Annotated in this window: 11 protein-coding genes and 2 tRNA genes; 8 read left to right on the top strand and 5 right to left on the bottom strand. The window is 44.3% G+C overall.

What is annotated here, in order from left to right:
* The first annotated feature begins 10 nt into the window (after positions 1-10).
* The 5 genes from recX to K370_RS10090 all read left to right on the top strand — a co-directional run bounded on the left by recX (position 11) and on the right by K370_RS10090 (position 4,789).
* Complete coding sequence (gene recX, locus K370_RS10110) at positions 11-484, top strand: recombination regulator RecX (RefSeq protein ID WP_047541299.1); 474 nt, start codon at positions 11-13, stop codon at positions 482-484.
* Positions 474-3,125, top strand: a complete 2,652-nt coding sequence (gene alaS, locus K370_RS10105) for an alanine--tRNA ligase (protein ID WP_047541296.1) — start codon at positions 474-476, stop codon at positions 3,123-3,125. Before recX ends, alaS begins: the two co-directional genes overlap by 11 nt.
* A 45-nt stretch (positions 3,126-3,170) precedes the next feature.
* Positions 3,171-4,406: an aspartate kinase gene (locus K370_RS10100; RefSeq protein WP_047541294.1), complete on the top strand. Its 1,236-nt coding sequence runs from the start codon at positions 3,171-3,173 to the stop codon at positions 4,404-4,406.
* A gap of 119 nt (positions 4,407-4,525) precedes the next feature.
* A tRNA-Ser gene (locus tag K370_RS10095) sits at positions 4,526-4,619 on the top strand.
* Positions 4,620-4,712: 93 nt separating this feature from the next.
* Positions 4,713-4,789: transfer RNA gene (locus K370_RS10090), tRNA-Arg, on the top strand.
* Positions 4,790-4,905: 116 nt separating this feature from the next.
* On the opposite strand, the gene K370_RS10085 is transcribed toward K370_RS10090, so the two are convergent.
* Positions 4,906-5,796 (bottom strand): pirin family protein, encoded by an 891-nt coding sequence (locus K370_RS10085; protein ID WP_047541292.1) that lies wholly within the window; start codon positions 5,794-5,796, stop codon positions 4,906-4,908.
* Positions 5,797-5,831: 35 nt separating this feature from the next.
* A complete protein-coding gene (locus K370_RS10080) occupies positions 5,832-6,434 on the bottom strand; it encodes an FMN-dependent NADH-azoreductase (RefSeq protein WP_047541939.1) in 603 nt (200 codons plus the stop codon).
* Between the two features lie 112 nt (positions 6,435-6,546).
* Here K370_RS10080 and K370_RS10075 point away from each other — a divergent pair, with 112 nt between their 5' ends.
* Entirely contained in the window at positions 6,547-7,512 is a 966-nt protein-coding gene (locus tag K370_RS10075; protein ID WP_047541291.1) for a LysR family transcriptional regulator, read from the top strand.
* Positions 7,513-7,603: 91 nt separating this feature from the next.
* On the opposite strand, the gene fae is transcribed toward K370_RS10075, so the two are convergent.
* A complete protein-coding gene (fae, locus tag K370_RS10070) occupies positions 7,604-8,143 on the bottom strand; it encodes a formaldehyde-activating enzyme (RefSeq protein WP_047541290.1) in 540 nt (179 codons plus the stop codon).
* Between the two features lie 427 nt (positions 8,144-8,570).
* On the opposite strand from fae, the gene K370_RS10065 reads away from it, so the two are divergent.
* On the top strand, positions 8,571-9,779 hold the full coding sequence (locus tag K370_RS10065; protein ID WP_047541289.1) for an NAD-dependent formate dehydrogenase: 1,209 nt from the start codon (positions 8,571-8,573) through the stop codon (positions 9,777-9,779).
* A 40-nt stretch (positions 9,780-9,819) separates the two neighbouring features.
* Here the strand turns inward: K370_RS10065 and K370_RS10060 are convergent, their stop codons facing one another.
* Entirely contained in the window at positions 9,820-10,599 is a 780-nt protein-coding gene (locus tag K370_RS10060; protein WP_047541287.1) for a TIGR01458 family HAD-type hydrolase, read from the bottom strand.
* Between the two features lie 284 nt (positions 10,600-10,883).
* Between K370_RS10060 and K370_RS10055 the strand changes: the two genes are divergently transcribed.
* Complete coding sequence (locus tag K370_RS10055) at positions 10,884-13,196, top strand: putative bifunctional diguanylate cyclase/phosphodiesterase (protein WP_047541285.1); 2,313 nt, start codon at positions 10,884-10,886, stop codon at positions 13,194-13,196.
* A 42-nt stretch (positions 13,197-13,238) separates the two neighbouring features.
* Here K370_RS10055 and K370_RS10050 read toward each other — a convergent pair whose 3' ends face one another.
* Positions 13,239-14,126, bottom strand: a complete 888-nt coding sequence (locus K370_RS10050; protein WP_047541283.1) for a LysR family transcriptional regulator — start codon at positions 14,124-14,126, stop codon at positions 13,239-13,241.
* Positions 14,127-14,221 lie beyond the last annotated feature (95 nt).

Here is a 14,221-nt window from a genome sequence, read left to right as displayed (position 1 = left end):
GCTGAATAATATGTTTAAAAAATCTAGTGCCCCTGAAAAACCATTGCGTCAACGCGCACTGGAATATTTAGGCAAGCGAGAATATTCATATAAAGAGTTAGGACAGAAACTTAAGTCCTACTTAGATGAAAACGAAGACGCGGATAGTATTACTGCCATTTTGGATGATTTTAAAACACGCGGCTGGTTAAGTGACGCGCGCTTTACCGAACAAATGGTGCATGCGCGCAGAGCGAAATTTGGCAGTAGTAAAATCGTGCATGAATTACGCGAAAAAGGCATTGAAAGCACGTTGATTGAAGGTGCGATTGAGCAATTAAAAGAAACGGAATTAGCAAGTGCCAAAGAAATTTGGCAAAAAAAATATAAAAATGCACCTGCCAATCGGGATGAATGGGCAAAACAAGCCCGTTTTTTACAAAGCCGCGGCTTTGGCTTTGACACTATTAAAAAAGTACTGAATTTACAAACAGATGACGATTAAATTAAGCAACCCTATCCCTGGCAAAGCGCCTAGCTCAAACGAAATCCGCCAAGCATTTTTAGATTTTTTTGCTTCCAAAGGCCACGAAATCGTTGCATCTAGCTCATTGGTGCCGCACGGCGACCCTACCCTGCTATTTACCAATGCTGGCATGAACCAGTTCAAAGATGTATTTTTAGGCTTTGATAAACGTAATTACACCCGCGCAACTTCATCTCAGAAATGTGTACGCGCAGGTGGCAAACATAATGACTTGGAAAACGTCGGTTACACCGCACGTCACCACACGTTTTTTGAAATGCTGGGCAACTTCAGTTTTGGCGACTATTTCAAAGTGGAAGCCATCAGCTACGCATGGGAGTTATTAACCGACGTTTTTAAGTTACCTAAAGACAAACTCACCGTCACTGTTTACGCTGACGATGATGAAGCTTACGACATCTGGCACAAAACAATTGGCGTTCCTGCAGAACGCATTATCCGCATTGGCGATAACAAAGGCTCACGTTACGCATCCGACAACTTCTGGATGATGGGCGACACTGGACCTTGCGGCCCGTGTACAGAGATTTTCTACGACCACGGTGAACACCATTTTGGCGGCCCACCTGGCAGTCCTGATGAAGACGGCGACCGCTTCATTGAAATCTGGAATAACGTATTTATGCAATTTAACCGCGATGAAGCGGGCGTGATGCATAAACTGCCTAAGCCAAGTGTCGATACCGGCATGGGTTTAGAGCGCATTTCAGCTGTATTGCAACATGTTCATGCCAATTATGAAATTGACCTTTTCACCACCTTAATCGCCGCCGCCGCACGCGAAACTAAAACGAATGACTTAACCAGTCCAAGCCTAAAAGTATTGGCTGACCATATTCGCGCCTGCTCATTCTTGATTGCAGATGGCGTTATTCCAGGCAATGAAGGCCGTGGCTATGTGTTGCGCCGCATTATCCGTCGCGCAATTCGTCATGGCTACAAACTTGGCGCCCGCAAATCGTTTTTCCATAAAATGGTTGTAGATTTGGTCGCTGAAATGGGCTTGGCTTATCCTGAGCTGATTGCAAATCAAGCACGTATTACTGACATGCTTAAGCTGGAGGAAGACCGCTTCTTTGAGACTATTGAAAATGGCATGACGATTTTAGAGACTGAGTTAGCGGCAACTAAAGGTATTTTCAATGGCGAAACCGCCTTTAAACTGCATGACACTTATGGTTTTCCATTAGATTTAACCGCCGATATTTGCCGCGAACGTAATGTTTCAGTAGATACCGAAGCATTTAATGCCGCCATGGCGCGTCAAAAAGAGCAAGCGCGCTCAGCTGGCAAATTCAGAATGGCAGCTAATCTTGAATATTCAGGCAATAGCACCGAATTTAAAGGCTATGATTCACTAGACTCAAGCGCCACAGTTTTGGCACTTTATAAAGACAGTATTGCGGTGCAGTCTTTAAACGAAGGTGAGCAAGGCGTTGTCGTATTAGATACCACACCGTTTTACGCTGAATCTGGCGGCCAAATTGGCGACAATGGTCTATTAAAAAGTGAAAATGGTATTTTTGCAGTAGAAGATACACAAAAAATCCAGGCCGCGGTTTTTGGACATCATGGCATCTTAAAAACTGGCACCTTGAATGTTGGTGATACACTAAAAGCCAGCGTGGATATGGCATCGCGTGCCGACACGATGCGCAACCACTCTGCCACACACTTAATGCACAAAGCTTTGCGCGAGGTGCTGGGCGAGCATGTACAACAAAAAGGTAGCTTGGTTGATGCTGATAAAACGCGTTTTGACTTTGTACACAATGCACCAATGACCGATGTTGAAATCGCCAAAGTGGAAGCCATTGTAAATGCTGAGATTTTAAGCAATGCCGCCACGCAAGCACGGGTGATGGATATTGAATCTGCACAAAAAACCGGTGCAATGATGCTGTTTGGCGAAAAATATGGCGATGAAGTCCGCGTATTAGATATTGGTTCAAGCCGTGAGTTATGTGGCGGTACACACGTGCAAAGAACGGGCGATATTGGATTATTTAAAATAATCGGCGAAAGCGGTGTTGCCTCTGGTGTACGCCGCGTTGAAGCGACTACTGGCAATGGCGCATTAAAATTAATTAACGCACAGCAAGCGTTAATTTTCCAACTGGCAAGTGAGTTAAAAGTACCAACGTCTGAAGTCGCCAATAAAGTAGCGCAATTATCTGATCATGCAAAATCATTAGAAAAAGAATTAGCACGCTTAAAATCAAAATTGGCCAGTAGTCAGGGTGATGATTTAAGTGCTCAAGCGCTGGATGTTGCAGGTATTAAAGTGTTGTCAGCTATGTTAGAAGGCGCAGACGCGAACGCCTTGCGTGAAACGATGGATAAACTAAAAGACAAGTTAAAATCTGCTGCGATTGTTTTGGCTAGCGTAAATGACGGCAAAGTGAGTGTGGCAGCGGGCATCACACCAGATATAATTGCCAGAATTAAAGCCGGTGATTTGGTGAATTTTGTTGCCAATCAAGTAGGCGGCAAAGGCGGCGGCAAACCGGACATGGCGATGGCGGGTGGTACAGATGCAAGCCAGTTACCAAAAGCGCTGGCAAGCGTAAAAGATTGGATTACTAGCAAGTTAATATAACTCAGTAAATGAATATAAAACTTTGATAAAACTTAAGAGTTAAAAATGGCATTAATTGTACAAAAATACGGCGGTACTTCTGTTGCGAATCCTGAGCGGATCCGCAATGTTGCAAGGCGTGTCGCGCGCTACAAATCCATGGGTCACCAAGTCGTTGTGGTCGTTTCAGCAATGTCTGGCGAAACCAACCGCTTAATTGGCCTGGCCAAAGAAATCATGGCAGACCCTAGCCCGCGAGAACTAGACATGATGGTTTCAACAGGCGAGCAAGTCACCATCAGCATGACTGCTTTAGCGTTGATAGACTTAGGCATTAAAGCCAAAAGCTACACCGGTGCGCAAGTAAAAATACTGACGGATAATGCGCACACCAAGGCACGTATTTTAAGCATCGATCAACACAACCTAAAAGCAGACCTGGATGCAGGTTATGTTTGTGTAGTAGCAGGATTTCAAGGTGTTGATGAAAAAGGCAATATCACAACACTTGGCCGTGGTGGGTCAGACACTACAGGCGTAGCACTTGCTGCCGCGCTTGGTGCTGATGAATGCCAGATATACACAGATGTAGATGGCGTTTATACAACCGATCCACGCGTTGTACCTGAAGCGCGCCGTTTAAAATCGATCACATTTGAAGAGATGCTTGAACTGGCATCCCAAGGCAGCAAAGTACTGCAAATACGCTCTGTAGAATTTGCAGGTAAATATAAAGTTAAGTTACGTGTGCTATCCAGTTTTGAAGATGAAGGCGATGGCACTCTTATAACGTTTGAAGAAGATAGCAAGGACGACAACATGGAAAACCCAATTATCTCAGGCATTGCGTTTAATCGCGACGAAGCCAAAATTACTGTGCTGGGTGTGCCAGACAAACCAGGCATTGCCTATCAAATTTTAGGCCCGATTGCTGACGCCAATATCGATGTTGACATGATTATTCAAAACACGGGCGCAGACGGTACAACTGACTTTACCTTTACCGTACATAAAAATGAGATGAATAAAGCTTTGGCTATTTTGCGCGACAAAGTACAAGGCCATATCAATGCTCGCGAAATCAGCGGCGATGACCGTATCGCCAAAGTATCGGTTGTCGGTGTGGGCATGCGCTCACACGTTGGTATCGCTAGCCAAATGTTCCGCACACTTGCTGAAGAAGGCATCAACATTCAAATGATTTCAACCAGCGAAATCAAAATTGCAGTGGTGATTGATGAAAAATATATGGAACTAGCTGTACGTGTATTACACAAAGCATTTGAATTAGAAAGCGCCTAAAAATAAACAATCGGCAATTAACCGTTATACAAGCCGACTTTTAATTGATTTTTAAGACATTTTCCAGTAATATCGCGGCCTTAATTCAGTAAGATGTAATTAGGTGGATTTTAATAAACGGAGAGCTGGCCGAGTGGTCGAAGGCACTTCCCTGCTAAGGAAGCATACGGGCTTAAATCTGTATCGAGGGTTCGAATCCCTCGCTCTCCGCCACTATTAAAATTTCCATAAAATTGCTCTTTCTCCTTTAAGAAACAAGCGCTATCGCGTATAATGCGTTTCTTGATAATTTGAATTAAATCAAATGCGCCCGTAGCTCAGCTGGATAGAGTACTTGGCTACGAACCAAGGGGTCAGGAGTTCGAATCTCTTCGGGCGCACCATAAAATGCAAAGGGCTGATTCCAAACGGAATTAGCCCTTTGTCCATTCAAGAACTGTCATTGATTTTCATAATATTTACTACATACTGTTCGATAGAAATAACTAACTATATTCGTTTAGCCATTTTCAAGGCGACCTTCTCGATAGTCGTCAATGGCCTGTAAAATCTGCTCCTGAGTATTCATCACGAATGGGCCATATTGCACAATCGACTCATTGAGCGGGCGGCCAGCTATTAGCAGTACGCGTGCTGGGGTATCTGCACTCAAAACAACGCCATCGCGGTCAGTGGCATTCTTCAGAATAGCCATGCGCTGCTGCGGCACCTGTCTATCGCCAATCCGTATTTCGCCACGGTAAACATAAATAAATGCGTTGAACACCGATGGCAGCCCCTGTGCGAAACTTGCACCTGCCGGCAGATGCAGATCGAGATACAACGGCTCAGTGGTTTCGCGCTGCATGGCTCCGGCAACACCGTGACTAGTGCCGGCAATCACACGTACAGTTACTCCCGCAGGCGTAGTGAATTCCGGAATACTCTCACTTTGAATGTCGCGGTACCACGGCATGTGCATCTTATCTTTCGCACTAAGATTCAACCATAGCTGAAATCCTTCCATGCGACCCTCTTCCTGCTCAGGCAACTCTGAATGTACCACACCCCGCCCGGCGGTCATCCACTGTACGCCGCCTTGCTGTAGCAAACCTTCGTGGCCTGCACTGTCTCGATGGCGCATGCGACCAGCCAGCATATAGCTTATGGTTTCAAATCCACGATGTGGATGGTCAGGGAAACCACCGATGTAATCTTCAGGCTTGTCTGTGCCGAACGCATCGAGCATCAGGAAAGGATCAAGGCGACGCTGCAGTGGATGCGTTAACACCCTTGTCAATTTGACACCAGCGCCGTCGGAAGTAACTTGTCCTGCTACCAACTGTTCTACTGAACGTGAGTTTGTGACATTTTCCTGCTGAAATATTGAAGTGATATTGTTACTTGCCATGATAAACCTCCTTATTCCTATCGAAGACCTAGGTGTTATGCCAGTACAGCTTCTTCAATCTGTTGCTGCGCTGATTCCAGCGCAGTCTGTTCTGCTTCCGGTCCCATTGCCAACCCTTCGGCATACATGAATTGCACGTCAGTCATACCGAGAAAGCCAAATAATGTTTTAAGGTATGGTGTTTGAGTATCGGTCGGTGTATTGCGATAGAGTCCACCTCTTGTCAAAACGACATATACTTTTTTGCCCTTGAGCAACCCTTCAGGCCCTTGTTCTGTATAACGGAATGTCACTTGGGCACGTGAGATGGCGTCAATCCAGCTTTTTAATTGGGCAGGCACGCCAAAGTTATACATTGGCACACCTAACACCACGACATCCGCTAACTGAATTTCCGCGATTAGTGCATCATCTAAAGCCACACGAGCTGCTTGCTCAGGAGTACGCTGTTCTGCAGGAGTAAACAAAGCCTGTAATGCTGTTTCATCCAGCATAGGATGAGGCGTACGACCAAGATCGCGCACAGTAACTTCAGCTTGCGATTGTGTTGCTCTCAAACGCTCGATTAACGCATTAGCCAACTTGGTGGAATGAGAGCCTTCAGTACGGGCACTTGAATTAATTTGTAGAATCTTCATGGTGATATCCTTTTCGGTTGTGATTACGATGTTCACACTGTATATGTTCCAAAATTAATGCATAAGTCATTAAAATGGATATAATTATTCCATTAATGGAACAGAGATATTTATGAAGCTAGAACCAAATGATCTACTACTTTTTGCTAGAGTAGTGGACGAAGGTAGTTTCAGCCGTGCGGCGGAGTACCTGAAAATGCCAAAATCGACACTGTCGCGCCGCATGGCTGCACTGGAATCTCAGTTAGGCGAGCGACTATTGTTACGCACCACACGCAAGCTTACCGTCACTGATTTTGGTAATGCAGTGCTATCACACGCCCACCAAGTTACAGCAGAAGTAGAGGCAGCACTTGCGCTTACCGAACACAGGCAAGCCGAGCCAAGTGGCCGCCTACGTATATCGATGCCAGGGGATTTTGCCAACAATGTTCTAGGTGCATTAATGGCAGAATTTATTGCTAAGTATCCGGCCATTTCGCTCGAAGTGGATATTTCTCCACGTCGGGTAGACTTGATTGGTGAAAATTTCGACTTGGCGATTCGCATGGGTGACTTATCCGATGATGTTTCGTTGGTAGCGCGACGCTTGGCTGCGCTTTCGGTAGGAATGTACGCTTCACCAGACTATCTGCAGCGCCGCGGCGCACCATCCGAGCCAGAGGCGTTGATGGAGCATGACGCATTGCATCTACTTACCCGCAACGGCGAACCCATGCCTTGGCTTATGAAACGTGCTGAAGAACGTTGGCAAGGCATACCGCCCGGACGCGCCACCGCAAATTCGCCAGCATTACTGATTAACCTAGCGCTATCAGGCATAGGCATCGCAATCATGACAGATTACTTTGCCGAACCGCATGTGAGAAGCGGTGAATTAGTCCAGGTGCTGGGAGACTGGGATTTACCCACCGTCACAGCTTGGGTTGTTTTCCCTAGCCGCCGATTGATGCCCGCCCGCACGCGCGTTTTTTTGGATGCGCTTGAAGCTAAATTCTCAGTTGCGAAGTGTTCACAGATTAAAACGCAAATCGAACAAGCCAAACGCGAGCAATTAAACAGTGACTCGAATCGATAACAATTATTGAATGGCAACAATCTCTTTGCCATTCCCAATCAGCACTTCCTGCCAAACGGTTAGCTACTTATCAGGACTGTTATCAAAAAAATCATTGCTTAGCTTGAAATGGGTGCACTGTTTCTTTGTACTCTTTCAGAACAGTGTCAACTCTTGGCTCCTGTGCAACAGCATTCTTGATTGCCTGCTTAGTAGCTTGATAATTCCACTCTTGCACGCGTTTGTCATCATCGGCTTTGCGGTCAATAAATACACCCACACAAATAAAGACATTCTCCGCTTCATCTTTGGGAATTGTGCCATCAGCCACACTGTCCATTACGGCCATGGATACACCGCGTTGTGCTGGACCAAACATCTGTAAAGCCTGCTTGCCATTTTTAATGGTCACTTTATTAAACATCACAGTAGCTGGCTTAGTCATCATATTAGGTGCTGTGATTGCCAGTAAGCCATTTGCACCATCTTTCTGATCAGTCAGTGCACGGCAGAAAGCCTGTTCAGCATAGCTTCCGCGCGGCCCCATGATAAGGTCTATGTGGGCGACATTCAGTAAATCCAAACCGTGGCCATCTGCTCTATCTTCGATAACGAGTGCTTCTCCTACTAGTACACGGTCAATAACTGCCATTTTTGTTCTCCTTTTTGAAAGTTAGATCCAAAATTGAATTATATTTTGCCGTATTAGTGAGACATTTTGCTTGCATAAAAGTGCAGATTTTTTGTGCTTGCTATTGAAGTAAATGAGGCCTCATCCCCAATGTAAGCAAGGCGCTATATAAGATTTTATTTCTTTTGAAAATGACTACAGAAGTCATACAAAACGCAAACTTTTTTTGTGGAAAATTGTCGTATTTATAACGTAGATAGTGTTTTATGTGACGCGCGTCTTCATTCTTTGCTAATAAAATATTCACGCTGGAAGTGCTGCAGAAGAGTGATGTTCCTGTGACGATGGAAGATGCTGGTCAACAGGCGGAAACCAAGGAATATCAGTTGAAAAACTCATACTTCTCGGTAAAAAATGCCTGAAAACACAATTAAGCAAGGAGACTGAAATGGCTAAAGTACTTTGTGTACTATACGATGATCCGGTCACTGGCTATCCGCAATCCTATGCACGTGACAGTGTACCGATAATTAAAACTTACCCCGGTGGCCAGACACTCCCCACCCCGAGGTCTATCGACTTCAAAGCAGGGCAGTTGCTAGGCAGTGTATCTGGCGAACTGGGGCTGCGCAAATTCCTTGAATCTCTTGGGCATCAATTGGTAGTGACATCTGACAAAGATGGGCCTAACTCTCGATTAGAAAAAGAACTAGCCGACACTGACATCATCATCTCACAGCCTTTCTGGCCAGCCTATTTAACAGAAGAGCGCTTTGCCAAGGCACCAAAGCTCAAACTGGCGATTACTGCAGGTATCGGCTCTGACCATATTGACCTGCAGGCCGCCATCAAGCACGGCGTCACAGTTGCTGAGGTGAGTTACAGTAATAGCATCAGCGTTTCTGAACACGTAGTGATGATGATTTTAAGTTTGGTGCGCAACTATATCCCTTCGTATCAATGGGTGATTAAAGGTGGTTGGAATATTGCCGATTGTGTGCAACGCTCTTATGACCTTGAAGGGATGGATGTTGGCACAGTGGCAGCTGGTCGCATTGGTTTAGCGGTGCTCAGAAGACTAAAAGCGTTTGATGTGAAATTACATTACACCGACAGATATCGCTTATCGCCAGAGATTGAAAAAGAACTTAATCTGACCTTCCACACGGATGTTGAATCTATGGTTAAGGTATGTGATGTAGTCACCATCAACTGCCCGCTACACCCAGAAACCGAGCATATGTTCGATGACAGGATGATCGCCAAAATGAAGCGTGGCGCCTATATCATTAACACTGCGCGTGGCAAAATTTGTGACCGTGATGCAATCGCACGAGCGCTGGAAAGTGGGCAGTTAGCGGGTTATGCTGGCGATGTGTGGTTCCCACAACCTGCACCACAGAATCATATCTGGCGTACTATGCCGCACCATGGCATGACTCCGCATGTTTCCGGCACTAGCTTAAGCGCACAAGCACGCTATGCAGCAGGTACGCGTGAGATTTTGGAATGCTGGTTTGAAGGTCGCCCGATACGTGAAGAATACCTGATTGTAGATAAAGGACACTTGGCTGGCGCTGGTGCGCATTCTTACAGCACAGGAAACGCGACTAGTGGCTGGGAAGAGGCAACAAAATTCAGAACAGGTACTAGATAACAAACAAGGCTGAGGTCATAAAACCTCAGCCTTGTTTAAATTACAAGCCTAGCAGTTTAGGTAAATCTGCTATTGAGTCAATAATTAAATCCGGCTTAACGGTAGATGCCTCCGTATAATTTTGTCGGTATTTACCAGTTTTAACCAAAATGCCTTTTAAACCAACCTGTTGCCCACCTCCAACGTCCACATCAATGTCATCGCCGATGATTGCAACTTCGGAAGACTTTAGCGCCATATCATTTAAAGCGATTTGAAAGAAATCTGGAGAAGGCTTACCGATAATCATCGCTTTAATGCCACTCGCGTATTCCAACGCATAGACAAAGCCACCTATATCCATTTGCAAACCATGTTCTGTTTGCCAGAGCCGATTTTTATGGATAGCGATAAGTTTTGCTCCTTGCATCAGGTCATTGAAAACTTCATTTAATAAAGTGTAAGTCCATTTATCTCCAATATCGCCTATCACGATGTGACTCACCTGCTTGTCAGGCCGTATAAACTCTTTAAAGTCCTGCATTACATTTTCTGCCAATAACAAACGGCAAACGGGATGCTGCTGACGTTTCAAATAAAGATAAGTGGCTTGAGGCGCGCTGATAATTTGATTAGCAGGAATTGAAAAACCTAATGCATTAATCTTTTGCGCTAACGATCGCAATGACAGCGTACTGGTGTTGGTGACAAACCTACATTGTATGCCGCTAGTCTGAATTTTTGCCACCGCTTCAATAGCGCCTTCGACAGCATGCGGTCCAATATACAGCACGCCATCTAAATCGAACAAAACACCTTTTGTAGAAGACAATGTGTTCATATCAGCTTACCTCCGAGCTAGGTTGGGCTTAGATACATGAAATCCTCATTTACCTTAATAAATACTAGCACTTCTTATGCTGGTATTGCATTATTACATCCCTGAATAAAATCAGAACTATGCAAAGCTATAGATATACGTCAATGCCCTACAAAAAATGTACTCTGTCTAGAAACTTAAAATTTAGTTTGTTGAGCCAATAAACTTCTTAAGGCATAATCCCTTGCATTAAAGCGCAGCCTAATAACTTTTTTGCCGTTTTGGCATTACGTAAATAGATAATAATGAATAACAATATAAGCGGTTTTGACAAACAATCCACCATACAATCAAAACTCACAAGTCAGCTATTTTCGGTAGGCAGAGCATCGCTGGTGACCAGCATACTTCTGGCTTTGCTGCTTGCTTATATACAGCGGAATGTAATCAGCTATACAATAATTTATCCATGGCTTTCTCTCATTATCTTTTTCTCGCTCGCGCGTGCAGCGCTCATTGCGACTTATTTACGTTCCAATGTAAATAAAGCAACTGACAGTCAAAGCTGGCTGAAAAGGTATCGTTTATTAATTTTCATTGTTGGCGCTTTGTGGGGCGCGTCTGGCGTCTTACTTTTTCCCGCTGACTCACCTCAACACCAATTATTTTTAATCTTTATGCTTGCTGGTTTAACCGCTGGTGGCATTATCGCGTTTTCGGCGGACTTAGTTTGCGCGGTTTCCTTTGCGGTATTGATTATAGTGCCAACGATGGTTCGACTATTTGTTGCCGGAGATAGCATCTCAATGGCAATGTCGGTTGCTGTCTTGTTATATTTTGGATTTATGCTAGCAAGCACGTGGCATATTAACCGCAATATGCGCGAAAATATTTCTTTGCATGTTGAAGCCGCTGCTCGCGAAGAGGTAGTGAGGGCAAGCGAAGAGCGATTTCGTTTGCTTCTGAACCATTCGCCAGTGGGCATCTTTCATTACGATACAAACTTCACCATCACATTTTGTAACAAGCGCTTCGCTGACCTTCTGCAAAATTCAGTCGACAATATTGCCGGAATTGATTTGAAATCTCTCAAGGATCAATCAGTTTTCTCCGCGCTAGAAAAAGCGCTGTTAGGTGAAGTTGGCCATTATGAAGGTCGTTATAGTGCAACTTATAGCGACGCCAATATATGGGTATCGCTGATTTGCGCACCTTCACTGGATAGCAACGAAAATGTCGTAGGTGGTATTGCCATCATTCAGGATATCAGTGAACGCAAGAAAGCAGAATATATCATTGAAAATCTGGCGTTCTATGACTCTCTTACACAGTTACCCAATAGGCAGCTTTTACTTGATCGGCTCAAACAGGCATTAGCGGCCAGCGCGCATAGCGATAGATATGGCGCATTGCTGTTTCTCGATCTTGATAACTTTAAAATACTGAATGATTCCCATGGTCATGACGCGGGTGACTCACTATTACGCCAAGCCGCAGCTCGCTTGACAACCTGTCTGCTTGAAGATGATACCGTTGCACGTTTAGGCGGTGATGAGTTCGTGGTATTAATTGAAGACTTGAGTAGCCAAGACACTATGGCCGCAACACAGGCAGAGATTATTGGCGAAAAGATTTTAGCTGCCCTACAACAACCTTACCAACTTGGTGAAAAAGAGTATCAAAATACCGCAAGTATTGGTGTAGTACTTTTTAACGGGCATAGTCAAGCTGTGGAAGAATTATTGAAACATGCGGATATTGCCATGTATCAAGCCAAAAAAGCTGGGCGCAACACGCTGCGTTTTTTTGATCCACAGATGCAAGATGCAGTAAATAACCGCGTTGACATAGAACACGAACTACGAAAAGCACTTGAAAATCAGCAATTTAAACTGTTTTATCAAATCCAAGTAGACCGCTCTCATCACATACTAGGCGCTGAAACGCTCATTCGCTGGGAGCATCCTGAGCGCGGCTTTATATCACCTGCTGAGTTTATCCCACTTGCCGAAGAGACAGGCTTAATTTTACCTATCGGTCAATGGGTTATAGAAACTGCTTGTAGTCAGCTGAAAACATGGCAACAAAACGCAAAAACACGTGATTTAACACTTTCAGTGAATGTAAGCGCTAAGCAGTTTCACCAGGCTGAATTTGTAACGCACTTGAAAGATGTGATTAAACGCCACGCTATTAATCCATTACAACTTAAAATCGAGCTCACAGAAAGCTTTTTGCTTGAAAACATTGACGAGACTATCGCAATCATGAGTGCTCTAAATAAGATCGGCATTCAGTTTTCGTTGGATGACTTTGGTACCGGCTATTCATGCTTGCAATACCTTAAACGACTACCTTTAGTTCAGTTAAAAATCGATCAATCGTTTGTACGCGATTTAGTCGCCGATAGTAGTGACAGAGCGATTGTACGTACCATTATTTGCATGGCAAAAAGCCTGGATTTGAATGTCATTGCTGAGGGTGTAGAAACAGAAGAACAACTACAACTGCTATTAAATAAGGGCTGTGAACACTTTCAGGGTTACTTGTTTAGCCAACCAATACCAATTTCACAACTGAATGAATTGTTAGAAAATGGCTTAGCCACTTCCATTTAGACTTTATAGAACCTACGAATATCGAACCCGTAAAACCGACTGTCACATTTTAAATTCTTCTAATAAAAAGTCGACGAAGGTAGTCAACTTTCGCACTGATTGTCCTTCCCTAGGATAAACAGCATGAATAGGCCTGGTCGGCGGGATATCACTCTTCAGTATTTCAATCAAACTACCCTGCTTCAAATCCTCTGCAAGCAAATCCTTAGGCATCATAATAATCCCCAGCCCTTTCAGTGCGGCAACACGCAAAGCTTGAACATTGTTAGATTCAAATCTTGGAGCTTGACCTTTTTTTGAACTAAGCTCTTTGGCAACATGCTTCCAGCCACTTGGGCTTCGCCAATTGGTGAAACCTAAACATTGATGATTAAGTAAATCAGATGGGGCTTTTGGTGTTCCGTATTGATTAAGATATTCAGGCGAAGCACAGATGGTGATATCAAAATCACTTATCTTTCTGGCTATCAACGATGAGTCCGCCAACTCACCGATACGAATGGCAACATCGTAGCCCTCATCGACTATATCGACAAATCTATCCGTCAGGGATAATTCAATCGTCACATTCTTATGTTTATTCAGATAATCGGCCACCACTGGAGCAAGGCTAATTGCGCCGAACCAAAGTGAAGCTGTAACCCGCAACTTGCCTCGGGCTGACAGACCCATCTCCTCGGCACCAGATTCAGCCAGCTTGATTGAGCCAAGAATCTCTTTGCAACTGTCATAATATTTTTGACCGGCTTCTGTCAAATGGTGCCTTCTTGTGGTTCGCGCAAGCAAGCTTATCCCTAACCGTAACTCAAGCTCCTGAATGTGCTTAGTCACCATGGGCGTAGACATTTTGAAGTGATTAGCCGCAGCGGTAAAACTTCCCAGATCAACAACCCCAACGAAGATTTCCATACCCAATAAACGATCAAGCATTATTAACTCTTAATTAATAGTTATTTAAATGATAGGTTATTTATCATCATAGATAAAGAGTAGACAATTACCATCGTTATTTCATATATCAATTA

Origin of the sequence: Methylotenera versatilis 7 (assembly GCF_000799165.1) — a bacterium.
GTDB classification, from domain to species: Bacteria; Pseudomonadota; Gammaproteobacteria; order Burkholderiales; family Methylophilaceae; genus Methylotenera_A; species Methylotenera_A versatilis_A.
The sequence above is the reverse complement of the archived record's forward strand: the minus strand, read 5'-3'. Positions and strand labels throughout refer to the sequence as shown.